Consider the following 18,281-nt stretch of genomic DNA (forward strand, 5'->3'; position numbering starts at 1 on the left):
GAGTGACACGGACATCGGTGATGCACATCGGGGGCCTCGGCTGCACGGGGGGAGTTGGAATGATCGCGGTCAAACGGGCGCGGCGTCTCAGACACCCGCTGCGGGTGGAGGAACCGGTGCACCGGCATATTCAAGCGAGCAGAAGCCGCCACCTTGAAAATACAGCGCAGGCGGCTCATGGGTCAGCTCGGCTTCCCCAGCCATGGCCTCCTCGGCATAGTCGTCGGCACGGTCCTTGGGCCGGTAGCCCAGCCCATATGCGACCGCATTGTCGTACCATCCGCCGGCATTGTCGGAGACACCGTAGACAATAGTGTTGTGGATGTCGGGATGCTCCAGCCCGATCAGGCAGAGCTGGGCAAGATCGCGCCCACTGATCCAGATCTTGAGCGTACGGGCGCTGGCGGGAATGTCGGCGGCATTGCCGATCCGCACATGCATGCTGCGGATACCGTACTTGTCGGCATAGAGGGCGCCCACTGCCTCCCCCCAGCACTTGCTGAGCCCGTAGCGTCCGTCTGGTCGCGGCAGGACCGTCTCGTCGATGCGCTGATGCCTGGGATAGAAGCCGACGGCGTGGTTGCTCGAGCCGAATACGACGCGGCCTACGCCTTGACGTCGTGCCGCTTCATAGACGTTCCAGGTGCCGACGACATTTGTCTGCAAAATGGACTCGAACGGCGCTTCGCGCACGACGCCCGCCATGTGGATCACCCCGTCCATGCCCATCATCGCCCGCTCGACGGCGCCGATGTCGGCGATATCGATCTGCACGGCTTCCTCGTTGGCCGCGAGGCTGGCCGGGGCGACAGTGTCCAGAATGCGGATGCGGGCGAAGCGGCTGCCGAGTTCCTGGCGCAGTTTTCGCCCAATATTGCCGGCGCCGCCCGTGATCAGCAGGTTGCGAGTGACGGTCGGCTCTTGCTGTTCCATGCGTCTTCTCCCGGCTCTTCTTTTGTAGGTGGGTGCTCCGATGCTTCTCCGGCTCAGCGCAGCAAGGCGGCTCGAAGCCGCCCGTCGAGGGCAAAGACGCTCCCGGATGCCGGAGCCTCGGCAATCTGCTGCGGTGTCAATCCGATCCGGCCGCTTGTAACGTAAAGCAGGTCCCCGCCCCTCCCACCGAAGGTCAGCCCGGTCGGACGCGGCACAGGCAAGGATAAAAGCCGCATGTCGGAACCGTCGCGCTGCAGGCGTGCCAGGCTCCAGCCGTCCCATAGCGCGACCCACAGGTAATCCGGCTCTTCCAGGGTCAGGGCCATGGGGCGCCCGTGCAGGGCATCGACGCGTGCGACCAGCCCCAGGCTCCCGAGTCTGTTGCCCGTCCTGATCGGGAAGCGGATGATATCGCCGGCCTCCCTGAGCGCGACGTAGAGATGGCGCCCAGGCGCGTCGATCAGCATGTCGGTGGGTGTGGCCGGCAGTTCCACTTCAAGTACGGGGGTCCCGTCAATCAGGCGATAGAGCCCGGGGCGGCTTTGCGGACTCGGCGTTTCTCCAACCCCGAGCCAGATTTGTCCGTCCGGCCCGTGGCAAGCGCAGGTGATGCGGGGAAGCAATTCCAGCGAAAGCGCCGGGCTCAGATCGGTCAGGCGCGCGTCCCGGTCGACGGCCATCGCGCCCTTTTCCGTCGCCACGAACCAACGCCCCTCGCCGATCGAGCTCAGGGCCAGCACCGGCGAGGTGAATTGGGCCATCACCTCGGACCGGGGTGGCGCCGCAGGTTCCTCGACGCGAGAGCGCATGATGGCGGGCGCCAGTGCGTCCAACCAAAGCAGCGAGTTCGTCGCCCCGTCCCAACTCGGCGACTTTCCCAGGAATGAGCGCCCGTTGTAGGCCAGTGGCACCTGCGCGATATCGGGCCGGGCTCGTGGGCGCATACCTCCGTGCCGCTTCACGACCTCGCCAAGGCGCCTGGCCGCGGCCGCGACCTCAGGTCCGAGCTGATTAACCCGCTCCAGCGTCATCCGATAACAGGGGCCCGACACGGTGAATGCACCGAGCGGCACGCCGCTCTCGCCGGGCACGGAGGCACTGACGCAGCGAATACCCTCCATGAACTCTTCGTCGTCGATGGCATAGCCGCGCAGTTGGAACACATCGAGCTGCGAGCGAAGCTGGGCCGGGTCCGTGATCGTCCGATCCGTGACGCGCTCGAAGCTCATGCGGCCAATCAGGGCCTCCCGCTCGTCCGGCGCCAGCGCCGCCAGGTGCGCCTTGCCCATTCCCGAGCAGTAAAGCGGCCGCAGGCTCCCCAATGGCGCGCCCGTGCTGATCGGATAAAGGCTTAGGATCTTCTGGATGATGATCATGTCTGCGCCGCCGGGCGCGGCGAAATAAACGGTTTCACCGCTGAGCTCGTGAAGCCAGCGGAGTTCCGTCATGGCGAGCATCGGCAGATCCGGGATCGGCCAGACAGCCTGAGCGTATTCGAGAAACTTGAAGCCCGGGAAATATCCCTGCCCGCTGGCGTCGATGCGCACCAGCCCACGCTGCTGCAGCGTATTGATGATGCGATAGACAGTGCTGCGCGGAAGGCCCAACTCATCGGCCAGGGTCTGCGCGCGGTGCTCGCCAGGCGCAGAGGCGATCAGGTCGAGCAGGTTCAGCGCCTTGCCGACGAGCCTGGTGCCTCGCACCTCGATGAGAGATTCGCCGCGCCGCCCCTCTTCGTCCGGCACGATATCCTGCTCGAGGCTGGTGGCATGATTGCGCATGAAACGGAGGCGGGCCTGTCGAACCGGGCTGATGCGGCGGGGCTCAGCTTACGCAGACGTACAAGCGCCTGCAATGGCTCAGTATCACGATGTAAGAAACTTCCATGCTGCAACTGCGAAATGGCCGATACTTTTATACATAGTAAGAATGCTCGTTGACAGTGCGTCGCACCAATCCTAGCCTTCCATTCAAGATCGGGGACATCCCGACAGGTATTGGGGACGAAACGTGACAATGGCGGACGCAACGGCGGCACAGTTCCGTTCTGCGGAGACCTCGCCGTCTGTCTGCCCTCTCGCGGCGGGACCGATGAGAGCGGCGGTGCGGCCGTTGGACGGCGGGCGCATAGCGTCCCTCTGGCGCGAGGGACCCAACGGCCTGCGCAGCGACGTTCTGGTGCCAATGCCCGCTGCGGGATTCGATCCCGCATATTGGCCGAAGGCGGGCAGCTACCCGCTCGTGCCCTTTTCCAATCGCGTCCGCGATGCCGCCTTCCGCTTCGGCGAAACCCGGGTCGCGCTCGTGCCGCACCCGGCCGCGGCTCCGCACGCACTGCACGGCTTCAGCCAGACGCGGCCCTGGACCGTGATGCGGCACGCGAGCGCGGAGATCGAGCTGCACTATCGCTTCGAGCCTCAAGATGATCTGGCGGGATGGCCTTGGGCGTTCGAGGCCGTYCAGCGCATGGCGCTCGATCCCTCGGGCCTGACCCACGAGATCTACGTCGAGAGCCATGCGGTCTCGCCGATGCCGGTCGGCTTGGGCATTCACCCCTATTTCGCCGTGTCCCAGGGCGACCGCATCACGTTCAACTGCGAAGCCCTTTGGGATCAGGACGCCGATGGCTGCGGCCAGCAGCTCCACTCGCTCACTGGCCGCGACCGGCACTACGATTCGCCTCATGGCGGCGAGGCCACCACGGCCTATTATTCTGGCTGGGACGGGGGCGCCTCAATACATCGCCGGGACGGCACACGGATCCTCATCCAGGCCAGCGCTCCTCTCGACCACCTCGTCTTCCATGTCCCGGCCGGCGGCAGCTATCTCTGCCTGGAGCCGGTCAGCCATGTCGCTGATGCCTTCAATCTCGCGGCAGCGGGACATTCTGGAACTGGGATGCGCGTGCTCGCCCCCGGCGCAACCATCTCGGCGAAAGTGCGGATCGGACTGGCATGACGTGAACAGGTGGCCGCGCCACCACGCCTCGACCCTCAGCTACACGGCCAACAGGCCGGCAACATCTCAATCCGGGAGGATGGCATGAGCAGGGATACGCAAAGAGGACCACACCGGCGCCGCGGACTGGACCGCCGCGATATGCTGAAAGGGCTTGCCGGCGCCACCGCGCTCTCGACGCTGCCCCACGCCGCCTTTGCCCAAACCGCCAAGGAGGCGCCGGCCCTCGCCAAGCTGGCCTCGGAGGGCAAGCTGCCGCCGCTGGCCGAGCGCGTCTCTGCCAACCCGCTGGTAATCAAGGTCGACAAGGTCGGCCGCTACGGCGGTTCGCTCCGGCGCGGCCTGCGCGGCTCCTCCGACCATAACGGAATTCTGCGCATGGTCGGCAACCAGGGCCTGGTGCGCTGGAACCTTGCCTTCACCGAGGTCCTGCCGAACGTCGCCGACAAATGGGAGGTCAATGCGGACTCGACCGAGTTCACCTTCTACCTGCGCAAGGGCATGAAATGGTCGGACGGCAAGCCGTTCACCGCCGATGACATCGTCTTCTCGATCGAGGACTGCGCCAAGAACACCGAACTCTATAAGTCCGCCCCCTCGCCGATCGTCATCGACAACAAGCCAGGCACAGCGACCAAGGTCGACGAGACGACGGTCAAGTTCACCTTCGCCAGCCCCTACGCGCTGTTTCTCGAGATGATGGCGACCCCGCTAGGGCAACACCCGACGCTGTTCRCCAAGCATTACTGCAGCCAGTTCCACCCGAAATACAATTCCGGCGTGGCGGAGTTGGTCAAGGCGGYGAACCTGTCCGACTGGGGAACGCTGTTCCGCAACAAGTGCGGCGATATCGAGATTCCATCGCGCTGGGGCAATGCCGACAAGCCGACGCTCGACCCCTGGGTGATCAAGGAGCCCTATACCGGCGGCGCCACGCGCGTCGTGATGGAACGCAATCCCTATTTCTGGCAGGTCGACACTGCCGGTAACCAGCTGCCCTATATCGACAGGCTCAGCTTCAGCATCTCGCAGGACGTCGAGTCGCTGATGCTGGATGCGATTTCCGGGCGCCTCGACATCCAGGAGCGCCATCTCGACACGCTCCAGAACAAGCCGACCCTGTCGCAGAACATGCAGAAGGGCGGCTACCGCCTGATCGAGTTGATCAGCTCCTCGTCGCAGCAGGTTCAGATCTATCTGAACATGACGCACAAGGACGCCAAGATGCGCGAGATGTTCGCCAACAAGGAGTTCCGCAAGGCGCTCTCGTTGGGCATGGACCGCAAGGAGATCATCGACCTCGTCTATCTCGGCCAGTCGCAGCCGCATCAGACTGGGCCCCGCCCCGGCCATCCCTGGTATCACGCCGGCTTGTCCGAGCAGTTCACCAGCCACGACCCAGCCCAGGCCAACGCCATTCTCGACAAGCTCGGCTACGCCAAGAAGGATGCCAACGGAATCAGGCTGCGACCGGACGGCCAGAGGGTCTTCTTCGCCATCGACGTGATTCCAACGCTGTATCCCGATGAGGTCGATGCGCTCGAACTGGTGAAGCGCCACTGGGCCGAAATCGGCGTCGACATCAAGGTCAACACGATCGAGCGCGCCCTTTACTACACGCGCGGCGACAACAACGACCATGATGCCGCCGTCTGGCCGGGCCCCGGCGGACTCGACCCGATGCTCGACCCGCGTGACTACTTCGCCCAGCACACTCAGGGCTCGCGCTACGCGATTCCGTGGGCGCAATGGTACGTCTCGGGCGGCAAGGACGGCCAGGAACCGCCGGAGGGCCAGAAGCAGCGCATGAAGCTGTTCGACCAGGCGCGCGCCACGGCCGACCTGGAGAAGCGCACCGCGCTGATGAAGCAGGTCTTCGACATCACCGCCGACGCCTTTGAGACCATCGGCATCTGCCTCGCGGTGAACGCCTTCGGCATCTGCAAGAACAACCTACAGAACGTGCCGGCGAAATATCCCAACGCCTGGACCTGGCCCAATCCCGGCCCGGCCCTGCCTCAGCAGTTCTTCTTCGCGACGTGAGCGACGACAGCCCGGCCGCGCCGCGAGCGTGGCCGGGCCGTCTCACCCAACAGGCAGTGCCATGCTCCGCTTCATCGCCAAGCGCCTCCTCTGGATGGTGCCCTCGCTGATCGTCGTCAGTTTTCTGTCCTTCGTGCTGATCCAGCTTCCTCCGGGCGACTTCGTCACGACCTATATCGCGACGCTCGCAGCCTCGAACGAAGTGGTCGATCAGAACACGGCGGCCGATTTGAGAATCCGCTTCGGGCTCGATCAGCCGATGATCGTCCAATATTTCAAATGGATCAGCGGCATCGTGCTCAGAGGTGATTTTGGCCTCAGCTTCGAATGGCAACAGCCGGTCAGTGACCTGATCTGGGAGCGGATGGCGCTGACCCTGGTGCTGACTTTCTCGACGCTACTCGCGACCTGGGGCATCGCACTGCCGATCGGCGTGTTCTCGGCCGTCAAGAAGTATTCGATCGGCGACTATATCGTCACCTTCTTCAGCTTCCTCGGCCTCGCCATTCCGAGCTTCCTGCTCGCGCTCGTGCTGATGTATGTCGCAGCCGTCGAATTCGGGCAGGAGGTCGGCGGGCTCTTCTCCGAGCAGTATCTCACGGCCCCCTGGAGCATCGGCAAGGTCATCGACCTGCTGCACCATCTCTGGATTCCCGTCATCATTCTCGCTGTCTCCGGCACCGCCAGCCTGATCCGCGTCATGCGCGCCAACATGCTGGACGAGCTGCACAAGCCCTATGTCACGACGGCGCGCGCCAAGGGCCTCTCGGAATTCCATCTGCTGGTGAAGTACCCGGTTCGCCTGGCCCTCAATCCGTTCATCTCGACGATTTCCTGGCTGTTGCCGAACCTCGTCTCCGGTTCGATCATCGTCGCCATCGTGCTGAGCCTGCCGACGGCGGGGCCTCTCCTGCTCCAGTCGCTAATGAGCCAGGACATGTATCTGGCCGGCGCATTCGTGCTGCTGATCTGCACGCTCACGCTCATCGGCTCTCTCATCAGCGATATCCTGCTCGCCCTCGTCGACCCCCGCATCAGGCTGGAATAGGTAATGACCGACACCGCCCTTTCATCCGTCGACAGCACCCGGCTGGCCGTTGCCTCGCAATGGCAGCTCGTCTGGTGGGCGTTCAAGCGCCACCATCTTGCCATGGCGGGGCTGATCGTCACGGTGTTTCTTTACATCATCGCCATTGCCCCGGGTTTCTTCGCCATCAATGATCCGTCGCAGCAGAACGCACGGGCGGCATTCCATCCACCGCAGGCTATCCATTTCATCGACAGGGGGGCGGATGGGAGCTGGTCTTTCCGGCCCTTTATCCATCCTTCGGTGTTTAAGCGCGATCCGCAGACGCTCTCAGCGGTCTATAGCGAAGACAAGGCCCGCAAAACCTATGTTACGTTCTTCGCTCAAGGTTTCGAGTACAGGCTGTTCGGGCTGTTCAGCACTACGACCCACCTGATCGCCTCGGAAAACAAGGCCCAGCCGATCTTTCTGCTCGGGACGGATCGGCTCGGCCGCTGCGTTTACAGCCGTATCATCCAGGGCGCCCAGATTTCCCTGTCGGTCGGCCTGGTCGGCGTCCTGCTTTCGCTGACTATCGGCATCCTGCTCGGCGGCATCTCCGGATATTACGGCGGTCGCATCGACTTTGCGGTACAGCGCGTCATCGAGTTCGTGCTGTCGCTACCTAGCATCCCGATCTGGCTCGCGCTGTCGGCAGCACTGCCGCAGGATTGGCCCGCGACCCTCAACTATTTCATGATCACGCTGATCCTGTCGCTGACCGGCTGGGCCCAGCTCGCCAGGGTCGTGCGGGGCCGCTTCCTGAGCCTGCGTACCGAAGAATTCGTCACCGCGGCGCGGCTCGACGGTGCCTCTGAAGGACGGGTCATCTTCCGCCACATGCTGCCGAGCTTCGCCAGCCACATCATCGCGTCGATCTCGCTGGCGATCCCGGCCATGATCCTCGCAGAGACCGCGCTCAGCTTTCTCGGCCTGGGCCTGCAGCCGCCTACCATCTCCTGGGGCGTATTGCTGCGCGAGGCACAGAACATCCGCTCGATCGCGACCGCGCCCTGGCTGTTCGCGCCCGGCCTCGCCGTGGTGATCGCCGTGATCGCCCTCAACTTCCTTGGAGACGGATTGCGCGATGCCGCCGATCCGTACAACAAATGAGCGTCATCGATCTCGCCATCGGCCAGGAGCTGCGCCCCGCCGCGCCGGCGCCGACGATCCTCGAAGTCAGGGATCTCGTGACGCACTTCCCGGTGCGCAACGGCGTCGTCAAAGCTGTCGACGGTGTCTCGTTCACGCTCCAGCGTGGCAGGACGCTCTGCATCGTCGGCGAGAGCGGCTCGGGCAAGAGCGTGACCGCGCGCTCGATCCTGCAAATCGTCGATGCACCTGGGCGTATCGTCTCGGGCGCGATGGTCTTGCGCCGGCCCGATGGAACCTCCGTCGATCTCGCGAAGCTCAACCCGCGCGGGCGTGAGATCCGCGCGGTCCGCGGCCGCGAGATCGCGATGATCTTCCAGGAGCCGATGTCGTCGCTGTCGCCGGTCCATACCGTAGGCGACCAGATCATGGAGGTGCTGCAGCTCCACCTGAACATGGGCAAGAAGGAGGCTCGCGCGCGCTGCGTCGAGCTCCTGACGCAGGTCGAGATTCCCAAACCCGAAGCCGCCGTCGACCGCTATACGTTCGAGTTTTAGGAGGCTGCAGCGGCAGCACGGCATGGCCGTGATGTTCATTACGCACGATATGGGCGTGGTCGCCGAGGTTGCCGATGAGGTGCTGGTGATGCACCACGGCAAGGTGATGGAGAGCGGCCCGGTCGACGCCATATTCCACGCGCCGCAGGACGACTACACCCGAATGCTGATCAGCTCCGTGCTAAAGCTCGAGCAGAAGGCCGAGATCAGGCTCAGGCGCGCGCCGATCGCGCAAGAGGCTCCGCCCGTCCTGCAGGTCCGCAACCTAGAAATGCATTTCGGCTCGCCTAAGGCCCCGCTCAGGGCCGTCGACGACGTCTCGCTGGAGGTCAGAGCTGGGGAGACGCTCGGCATCGTCGGCGAATCCGGTTCGGGCAAGACCACGATGGGGCGCTGCTTGCTGCGCGTCTACGAGCCCAATGCCGGAGCGATCGACTATCGACGCGCCGACGGCGAGGTCGTCGACCTGCTCAAGGCTGACAAGGAGACGCTGAAGGCCTGCCGGCGCGAGATCCGCATGATCTTCCAGGATCCGGTCGGTTCGCTCAACCCGCGCATGACGGTGGCCCAGATCATCGGCGAGCCCCTGCTCGTCAACAAGATTGCCGCCGGCAAGGAACTCGACGACCGGGTCGCTGAACTGTTGCGCCAGGTCGGCCTGGAGCCCTCCTGGCGGGAGCGCTATCCGCATGCCTTCTCCGGCGGCCAGCGCCAGCGCATCGGCATCGCCCGTGCCATCTCCCTTAACCCCCGCGTCATCGTCGCCGATGAGGCGACCTCGGCGCTCGACGTCTCGCTGCGCTCGCAGATGCTCGACCTGATGATGAACCTGCAGGACAAGCTCGGCTTGTCCTACGTCTTCATCAGCCACGACATCGGCGTCATCCGCTACATGTGCGACCGGGTGGCTGTGATGTACCGCGGCAAGGTGGTCGAGACCGGTGCGGCCGAGCAGGTCTGCAACGCGCCCACGCACGCCTATACCCAGGCCTTGCTCTCCGCCATTCCGCGACCCGACCCTCGGGCGCGCAGCATCCACCGCCGCCACCGCTACTCCGGTTAACGAGCCTACGGATCAGCCCCATGAAGATCGTCGACATCAAGACCTTCCTGATGCATGCGGGCGCCCCCAGCCTGAGGAACTGGGCCGCGGACGGCTCGTTCGGATCCCAGCAATTCTCGAAGAACCTCACCGGCAGCCGCAACTGGCTCTTCGTCAAGGTCGTCACCGACGAAGGCATCACCGGCATCGGCGAATGCTCCGGCTGGCCGCGCGTCATCAGGACGGCGGTCGAGGACCTGAAAGCGCTGCTCGTCGGCGAGGATCCGACCCATATCGAGCGGCTCTGGCAGAAGATGCAGATCGCGATCATGGGCCACGGCATGACCGGCGTGGTCGGCGCAGGCGCCATGACCGGTATCGACATGGCGTTGTGGGACATCAAGGGCAAGGCGCTGGATACGCCGGTCTGGAACCTACTCGGCGGCAAACTACGCGACAGGATCCGTATCTACGGCCATGCCAACACTCCGGAGGCGGCGTTGTCGCTGAAGCGGCGCGGCGTTACCGCGTTGAAATGCGGCGGCGTCTCCGATCCCGTCAGGAAGGTCGCGGTGCTGCGTGAGGCGGTCGGCGCGGAGATGGACATCGCCATCGACCTGCATGGCCCACCATGGCTGACACCGGCCGATGCGACGCAGGTCTGCCGGGCGCTTGAGCCCTACAAGATGATGTGGGTCGAGGACCCGATCGCGCCCGATAATCTCGACGGCTACGCCCGCATACGCAACCATTCCTCGGTGACGCTGGCGGCCGGTGAGCGGATGGCGACGATCTTCGGTGAACGCGAGCTGATCGAGCGCGACCTGATCGACGTGGTCCAGCCGGACACCGGCCGAGCCGGCGGGATAACCCAGATGAAGAAGATCGCGGCAATGGCAGAGGCGCATCACATCATGCTTGCGCCACATTCCGGCTCGCTCGGGCCGGTCGCGGAATATGCTGCCCTGCATCTCCTCGCAAGCTGCCCGAATGGCCTCATCCTCGAGCGCATCGAGGATGACTGGGACGGCCGCGCCAGGACGGTGATCCCGCACCCAGTCTCGCGCGACGGCTATCTCGACGTCCCCGACCGCCCCGGTCTCGGTGTCGAGATCGACGAGGATTTCGTCGCGCAATGGCCCAGCGAGATGAATGTCTCGATCCCCGTGACGGAGGGGGCCGGCTCCTATGCCGAGGGAACTTTCCGCGAGCATGTCTACGTGCAGTCGCGCTGGAAGCGCGGCGTCTATTTCAAGGACTGAGCCTATGAAGATCGAGCGCTTGCGGGCTTATATGTCGCGCGACAAGGATCGTCCCCGTGTAGTTGTCGCCATCGACACCGATGACGGATTGACCGGCTGGGGCGAGTGCTACAATCACGGGCCTGACCGGGCGCTATTGCCTCTGCTCGACTACCTGTTCGAGTTTATCCGCGGGCAAGACCCGCGACGGATCGAGTACCTGATCCTCTACCTGCTCCAGCAGAGCCGCTTTCCGCCCGGCGCACTCGGGCTGGCGGCGATATCGGCCATCGACCATTGCCTCTGGGACATCTCGGCCAAGGCTCTCGGCGTGCCGGTCTACATGCTGCTTGGCGGCAATGTGCGCGACAAGGTGCGAGTCTATGCCGGTGTCTACACTGCCCCAGACCCGGCCATCGCGCGCGACGAACTCAACGCGCTGAACGAGCAGTGGGGGCTGACGGCGTTCAAGCTCAGTCCCTATCGGATCGACATGCACGCGCATCGCTGGGGCGAGGTCGTGCGAACCAGCGCCGAGTATTTTCGCAATCTGCGCGAAACCGTGCGTTCGGACTATGAGATCGCCTTTGACGCTCACGCCAAGATCTTCGAAGTAGGGCAGGCGATGCAGCTCGGTAACGCGCTTGCCCCCTACGATCCGCTCTTCTTTGAGGAGCCGCTCCGGCCCGAAAACTTCGAAGCCTGGGGCGAGCTGAAGCGCGGCCTCGCCTGCACGCTGGCGACGGGCGAGTCTTTGTACAGCCGTTTCGAGTTCCTGCGGCTGCTCTCGGTCAAGGGCTGCGACATAATCCAACCCGATATTTGCGTCGTTGGCGGTCTGCTGGAGATGCGCAAGATCGCGGCGATAGCCGAGGCACACTACGTGACCATCGCGCCCCACAACCCGATGGGGCCGCTGGCCACCGCCGTGAACCTGCATTTCTCGGCTGCGCAGCCCAATTTCCGGATTCTCGAATACCGGCTGCCTCACGGCCCCAATTACGCCTTTGGCGACGGCAGCGGCGGCCCCATAGTCCAACCTGATCGCTCGCAGGGGGCCTGGTACGTCAAGGACCCCTATCTGCCAAAAGATGGCTATCTGCTGTTGCGGCCCGATCGGCCAGGCTGGGGGGTCGAGATGGACATGGATGTCCTGGCCAAGGAGGACTACGTTCATTGGGAACGGAAGGTCCCACGCCGCCCTGATGGCTCGACGGCTTATGCCTGATTCCGACAGCGAATCTCGGCGAGTAGACCGTCTCAGGCCGGCATCTGGTTTCGCGCCCAATGAACTCGGCGATGGTCGGCGCATTTGAAGAGACCGCGCCATTCGCCGTCGCGCCCAGGCGCTGGCCGCTACTTTACGTTGATCAACGTCGGATCTGCTCAGGCTGAGATGCCCTGAGGATCGGATCAGCCACATAATCATCAAGTAAGCTTGTGGAGCCGTGCATGTCGCCTCATCACGCTAGTGGAAAAGCCGATCTCGCCGTTTACATTGGCAATGGATCAGGCGGCGATATCAGTGTTCTACGGCTCTCTGGCAAAGGGGGCACGCTGAGCCCCATCCAGCGCATGCGCTTTCCCGGCGTGACTGAACCCGGCCGCTCGCTGCCACTAGCACTGTCACCGGGACGAGAGTTCCTATACGCCGCCATGCGTGGGGCGCCACGTGGCGTCGCAACCTTCCGAATCGACCGTTCCACCGGTGCGCTGTCTGAACTCGGCTTTGCGGCTATGGCGGAGAGCGTCGCCTATATTCGCACCGATCTCAGCGGACGCTTCCTGTTCGGCGCCTCCTATGACGGAAATGTCGTCACGGTGAGTCCGATCGGGACCAACGGCGTTGCGCAGCAAGTAGCGCAGCGTGTTCCAACTGCACCGAACGCCCATGGCATCATGGGCGACCGATCCAACCGGCATGTTTTGGCGACAAGTCTGGGCGGAGACGTGGTCTACAGCTTCGATTTTGACCAGGTTGCCGGGACGCTGACGCCACCACGGACGACCGCCCTGCCGAAAGGCACCGGGCCGCGCCATTTCATCTTCGATCCCGCCGGCAAGAGTGTGTACTTACTTGGCGAGCTCGACGCTTCGGTCACGGTCTTCGACTACGATTCGGAACACGGCGCACTCAACACCAAGCAGGTCGTCACCATGCTGCCCGTCGGCTTCGGAGGAAAGCCCTGGGGCGCTGATATCCAGATTACGCCGGACGGCCGCTTTCTCTACGCATCCGAGCGCAACAGCTCGATATTGGCGAGCTTCGCAGTCGAGGGAGATGGCAAATTGCGACTGATGCAGCACATCCCGACCGAGACGCAGCCGCGCGGCTTCGGCATCGACCCCACCGGGCGCTACCTGGTCGCATTGGGACAGTCGACCGACCACGCTACAGTTTATGTGATCGACGAGAGCGGCGGGCTCACTGTTACCGACCGAGCCATCGTGGGGAACAGCCCGGATTGGGTGGAGATGGTTGAGTTGGCTTGAGGTCAAGCTAGGAGAAAAGGCAGGGTCCTCGCTTGGACGCGAACGCGGGGCCTTCTCAAAATCCCTCATGTCATACTCTGCGATTGCATCCGTGAGGACAGTGAGCTCTCGCTCTCCGTCGCTGCCAGGCTCATAGCGAAGCAGCGCCGCGGCCCGCTTTACTGCAAGGCTGCGATCCTCGTCATTCGTGATCTCGAAACCATTCTCACCTTGCAAAGCTGCCCCTCCTGCAAGAACTCGTGATCTGAAACCTAGACCAACTTGCGAATCAGCCTTCACGATCACCATGGATTGCGGTGGCTTTCGGGCAGCGCGATTTACGCGACCGGCCGGCAACTCGTCGTCATACGAACCAAGCCATCATCCAACGGAACTGAGCCTGAAAGGCTTTATTCCTAACCCGAACGGCGGACGACCTTCTCACGCGGGTGCGGTGTGAGACCGCCGCCTAGAAACTCCAGAGGCAGACAGACAGGCAAAACGGGCTCCAGCCTACCCAAGTCGGCGCTGCGTGATACTCAGCTTGTTGGTGTCCGAGTTCGCGAACCCGTGCGGTCGCTCTCCATCCTATCGTGCAGATCGAGCTTGAGAATTTGGCCCTCGCATCCACACATGAGAAAGTTATGGCGCAGCGCCAAATGAGGACGGCGGGCACCCGAGTGCTCCAGAGCTACGACCTCGGTCCGATCTGGCTATAGTCTGCCGCAAACGATTGGCGCCGAATAGCAAGACGCCTGCGGCAGCCTCGGGCATCCTGCTGTGATGCGCAACTCGCCCAGGCCCCACGACCTCAACGTCCCCTTTCTGCCGCGATATCGCTGGCGGCCAATTCCGGTCGTGACTGTAATTCCGATGATCGTCATCTGGCTTATGGTCTTGTACTGGACCGTACCGTTATAGTCTTGCTCGAAAGCTGAGGGCCAGAATTCTGGCTTCGCGAGACCTCCACAAACGCATCAGGCTCGCAGGTACAGCTCCACAGGGCTCGCCCGGCCTTGTTTATACACAACGGATTTCGAACAGATTGGCTTTGCTAGAACACTCGCGACAGGACCAATCTTCATCAACAAGCTGGAAGCGCTTCAGTTCTTGGAAACGATTGTTACGAACCATTTATTATTGCGGCTGGGGACGCCCGTCCGGAGCGGAGTAGCCCTTACTTCGCCCGTCGCAGATCCATAGTTTGATCTCATTGCCAAGATCGTCGCCTTCCTTTTCACGACTAGCAGCATACTCCAAGCGCTGTTCCCTCTCCAGCTTCTCTAGGTGCTTCAACCATTCGGGGTAGCTGGCTTTCGTCATCTCGTTTCCCCTTCGCGCCCAACAATCGAGACTGCAAACTTCTGATGAGGCCGATATGATTTGGTCCTTCGAGGTTCCCGAACTTCGGTCTTTGCCAAAAATTCACGTTGGTCAGACCGACGAATTCCTCGGCCCAATTCTGGTTATACCGTTGCCAGGCCGCCCCCTACTCTGCCGCACTCAGGAAAGCTGTTGCTCCGGTATGGAACTGCAGTTTGGCCACGCGCGCATACACGCCGCCGTTAGCCACAAGGCTCCGATGAGTGCCTTCCTCAACGATCCGCCCCTCGTGCATGACTAGAATCCGGTCGGCTTTGAGCACGGTCGCCAGGCGGTGGGCGATGACGATGGTCGTGCGGCCTCTTATCGAGCGTTCGACCGCAGTCTGCACTAGCATTTCGCTTTCCGCATCGAGCGCGGAGGTGGCCTCGTCGAGCAACAGGATGGGGGCGTCGCGCAGGATGGCCCGGGCGATCGCGATGCGCTGACGCTGGCCACCGGACAGCATGACGCCGCGCTCGCCTACCTGGGCCTCGAGGCYCGTCTCCAATCTGGCGACGAATTCGTCGGGGACCGCTTCGCGAGCCGCTTGTTCGATCTCTGGGCCAGATGCCTCGGGCCTGCCAAAGGCGATATTCTCCCGCGCCGAGGCCGCGAAGATCGTTATGTCCTGCGGGACCAGGGCGAGGCGGCTACGGACATCCTGCGGACTGGCCTCGCGAATATCGACGCCGTCGATCAGAATTGAGCCTGCCTGGGGATCGTAGAACCGCATCAGTAGGGAGAACACCGTACTCTTGCCTGCGCCGGAGGCACCGACGATTGCAACCGTCTCGCCGCACCCAATGGAAAAGCTCAACCTGTGCACAGCCGGCAGCTCCGGGTGTGCAGGGTAGGAAAACGACACCTCACGAAACTCGACGAGCCCCTGGGCCGGTGCCGGCAGAGGCTTCGGATTGGCAGGTGCCGTAATTGCTGGCTCCTCAGCAAGGATTTCGGTCAGCCGCTCGGCTGCACCGGCCGCCTGGCTGAGTTCACCCCAGACCTCGGAAAGAGCGCCGAGCGCGCCGGCAGCGAATACCGAATAGAGCAAGAACTGGCCAAGGGTGCCAGGCGAGAGCGCTCCCGCAAGTACGTCGCGCGAGCCGAACCAGAGCACGGCGACAACAGAGGAGAAGATGGTAAAGATCGCAAAGAAGGTCAGGAAAGAGCGAGCAAATACCGATGACCGTGCGCCCCTGAACGCGGTTTCGACGGCGCCCGAAAAGCGCTCCGTCACCAAGCTTTCGTTGGTGAATGCCTGCAAAGTCCTGATCGAACCGATTTGCTCGCCGGCATAGGCCATGGCGTTGGCCAGCATGGCCTGAGCTGTCCGCGACTTCCGCCGCACCGATCGCCCGAAGCCGACGAGGGGAACGACGATCAGCGGAATCGCGACGATGACCAGACCCGACAGTTTCGGACTTGTAACGACCATCATCGCGATGGCGCCGATTAGGAGAATAACGTTGCGAAGTGCCACCGATGCCGTTGCGCCGATCGCCGATTTCACTTGCGTGGTGTCGGCGGTAAGTCTGGTAACGATGTCGCCAGATCGAGTCGCGTCGAAATAGGAAGGCGAAAGCCGCGTGATATGGGCGAAGACATCCCGGCGGATGTCGGCGACGACGCGTTCGCCAAGCGTGACAACGAAGTAATAGCGGCACGCCGATGCCAGCGCCAACACTGCGGCGATGGCGCCCAGTACCATGAAATAATTGGCGACCAGGGAGGAATCAAATGCTGAGAAGCCTCGGTCGATCATCCGGCCTACCGCCGGCGGCAATGCCAGCGTCATCGCAGCCGCCAGCATCAGGGAAACAACAGCGCCGGCAACCATCGCGCGATAGCGGGTGACATAGGGCAGTAGATCCCGCAGGGGCTTCAGCGAACGCCCCCGCGCCCCTTTGGCGGTACTACTGGTCGCTCCCATACCGTCCCCCCACCCTGGCATCCCTAGATGTGCCTCGTTATTCTACGAACCGAAGCGCTGTGTTCATCCGACCTATGTCTGAAAGAGTGTGGGACCTTTGTGTCCCGATAGCGCGGCTTCGTCTCGTCACGCCATTCGCCTTGAAGAAATCCGGCGCGGTTTCACGCAGGCCGTGGGGACGATCACTACAGCCTTTCGTCCCTTGCAGCCTGCCTTGCGCAGGCGGAGACTTCCGCGCGAACTCCTCAGCGCCTGAAAGTGGCCCGCCATAGTGGCGCTCGGGCATCTATCCCAATGACAGATCGATCGACGAACTCTTCGTCCGCCTCCGTGCCAAGCGCCGATTTCTCCTGAAGACTTCGGTCAGACGGTTTTTCGGCTTCGGCGGCCTATTCGCCCCAGCGCAAGGAACGCCTTATTCCATCGCCTCGCGCTGTTTCAGCAGCTGGTTCAGCAGCTCTTGTTGATGGTTGATCCTGTTCGCGATTGCTTCTTCCGCAGCAGATCCAGTGGTTGCGGTGGCTCGTTCCATCAGATCGGCTATATTTCTTCGGGCGACCGCAATCTGGTTATCAAGATTCTGCTTGGACACATTATCAGGCATTGGCTCATTCCTCAGTGGGATCTAGCGTCGATTACCAGAGGTGATGCAGCAAAAACGTTTCGGGCTATACTCAACAAATCATTCGGGGAACTTGCCCGAATTAGCGGAAACAATCTGATATATAATGCGATATCGCGCCAAATATTTGCTGATTTCTGCCAACGGAATTGAACGTCCTGCATCCGGGCAGCAAGCAACCTATGCGATCATCGTGCGAATGATGCCAGCTACCGGCGCCCGTGACTTGCCTAAGCAAGGTCTCGCCGCGGAAGCAGCTGAGCAAGCGGTCGAAGCATAGGAAAACCATAGCCGCTATGCTGCGGATCGCCAGGATCTCTACCTAGAGTGCGCAGATAACGCGGACGGCAGGCCCCCGGGGCGGCGTACGTGCAGTGGGCCGCGACCAGCGACGCCGCGATGCTGCATGGTGATTGAACCTAGACTGCGCCAGCCGCTCGCCTACCAGTGCAAGCACGGGTTCTGTAGATGGCACGGGCGCTCAGTCGTCGGCGTCGTGCCCGTGTTCGTGACGGTGGGGTAGCGCTCGGCCGGGTCTTCCTCGTCCTCGTCCGGGATGTCGTCTTTGTTCAATAGCCGCTCAAGCCAGAGCAGCGCGGCGGCCTTGGCCTCCTCGACGCTGTCCTCGGCGCAGACCGCCCGACGGTTTTCCTGATCGGTGCCGATAAAGCTCCCCTCGGAAAACCGGCTCGGCCTGATTACAAACCAAGCCTTGTCCGGCTGGTCATTCGGGTCGGTGTGCCAAAGGCTGACGCCATCGACGCTGGTCTCGTACCAGGCCACCTTCTTCGGAGTCTCCGGCATATTCCCGTTCCAATGGGCCATGGTCGGATGTCCTCAAGTCGAGAGGTAGATGACAATGCCGGATTCCTTCGGAATTGCCCCACTGGTCATGCCATCGCCCAGCGACCCATGGCGATTGGCGGTTCAAGGCGCGACGCTAGTCAACGACAATAGTCG

General features: G+C 62.7%; 12 protein-coding genes and 1 pseudogene. 8 read left to right on the forward strand and 5 right to left on the reverse strand.

Annotated features, from left to right (window positions below):
* Positions 1-87: 87 nt before the first annotated feature.
* Both AC1D34_RS27910 and AC1D34_RS27915 read right to left on the reverse strand, forming a co-directional pair.
* On the reverse strand, positions 88-933 hold the full coding sequence (locus tag AC1D34_RS27910; protein WP_476825950.1) for an NAD-dependent epimerase/dehydratase family protein: 846 nt from the start codon (positions 931-933) through the stop codon (positions 88-90).
* Positions 934-986: 53 nt separating this feature from the next.
* Positions 987-2,714, reverse strand: coding sequence for an IclR family transcriptional regulator domain-containing protein (locus tag AC1D34_RS27915; protein ID WP_441492630.1), 1,728 nt, complete (start codon positions 2,712-2,714; stop codon positions 987-989).
* Between the two features lie 322 nt (positions 2,715-3,036).
* Between AC1D34_RS27915 and AC1D34_RS27920 the strand changes: the two genes are divergently transcribed.
* From AC1D34_RS27920 to AC1D34_RS27955, 8 genes and pseudogenes are all read left to right on the forward strand, one after another.
* Complete coding sequence (locus AC1D34_RS27920) at positions 3,037-3,891, forward strand: aldose 1-epimerase (protein ID WP_476825951.1); 855 nt, start codon at positions 3,037-3,039, stop codon at positions 3,889-3,891.
* A gap of 84 nt (positions 3,892-3,975) precedes the next feature.
* Positions 3,976-5,934, forward strand: coding sequence for an ABC transporter substrate-binding protein (locus tag AC1D34_RS27925; protein ID WP_476825952.1), 1,959 nt, complete (start codon positions 3,976-3,978; stop codon positions 5,932-5,934).
* 61 nt (positions 5,935-5,995) lie between these two features.
* Positions 5,996-6,982, forward strand: a complete 987-nt coding sequence (locus AC1D34_RS27930; RefSeq protein WP_441492627.1) for an ABC transporter permease — start codon at positions 5,996-5,998, stop codon at positions 6,980-6,982.
* Positions 6,983-6,985: 3 nt separating this feature from the next.
* Complete coding sequence (locus AC1D34_RS27935) at positions 6,986-8,113, forward strand: ABC transporter permease (RefSeq protein ID WP_476825953.1); 1,128 nt, start codon at positions 6,986-6,988, stop codon at positions 8,111-8,113.
* Positions 8,110-9,712, forward strand: a pseudogene (locus AC1D34_RS27940) (dipeptide ABC transporter ATP-binding protein). The gene AC1D34_RS27935 and the pseudogene AC1D34_RS27940 overlap by 4 nt, the downstream one beginning before the upstream one ends.
* Before the next feature lie 20 nt (positions 9,713-9,732).
* Entirely contained in the window at positions 9,733-10,953 is a 1,221-nt protein-coding gene (locus tag AC1D34_RS27945) for a mandelate racemase/muconate lactonizing enzyme family protein (RefSeq protein WP_476825954.1), read from the forward strand.
* A 4-nt stretch (positions 10,954-10,957) separates the two neighbouring features.
* On the forward strand, positions 10,958-12,160 hold the full coding sequence (locus AC1D34_RS27950) for a mandelate racemase/muconate lactonizing enzyme family protein (RefSeq protein ID WP_441492623.1): 1,203 nt from the start codon (positions 10,958-10,960) through the stop codon (positions 12,158-12,160).
* 224 nt (positions 12,161-12,384) lie between these two features.
* Entirely contained in the window at positions 12,385-13,425 is a 1,041-nt protein-coding gene (locus AC1D34_RS27955) for a lactonase family protein (RefSeq protein ID WP_441492622.1), read from the forward strand.
* A gap of 1,468 nt (positions 13,426-14,893) precedes the next feature.
* On the opposite strand, the gene AC1D34_RS27960 is transcribed toward AC1D34_RS27955, so the two are convergent.
* From AC1D34_RS27960 to AC1D34_RS27970, 3 genes are all read right to left on the reverse strand, one after another.
* Positions 14,894-16,699: an ABC transporter transmembrane domain-containing protein gene (locus AC1D34_RS27960; RefSeq protein WP_476825955.1), complete on the reverse strand. Its 1,806-nt coding sequence runs from the start codon at positions 16,697-16,699 to the stop codon at positions 14,894-14,896.
* A gap of 415 nt (positions 16,700-17,114) precedes the next feature.
* The gene (locus tag AC1D34_RS27965) at positions 17,115-17,303 is read right to left on the reverse strand and encodes a hypothetical protein (protein ID WP_441509194.1); all 189 of its coding nucleotides are present in this window, start codon (positions 17,301-17,303) and stop codon (positions 17,115-17,117) included.
* Positions 17,304-17,762: 459 nt separating this feature from the next.
* The gene (locus AC1D34_RS27970; RefSeq protein WP_476825956.1) at positions 17,763-18,146 is read right to left on the reverse strand and encodes a hypothetical protein; all 384 of its coding nucleotides are present in this window, start codon (positions 18,144-18,146) and stop codon (positions 17,763-17,765) included.
* Positions 18,147-18,281 lie beyond the last annotated feature (135 nt).

It is taken from the genome of Allobosea sp. P1_A7 (assembly GCF_056406775.1).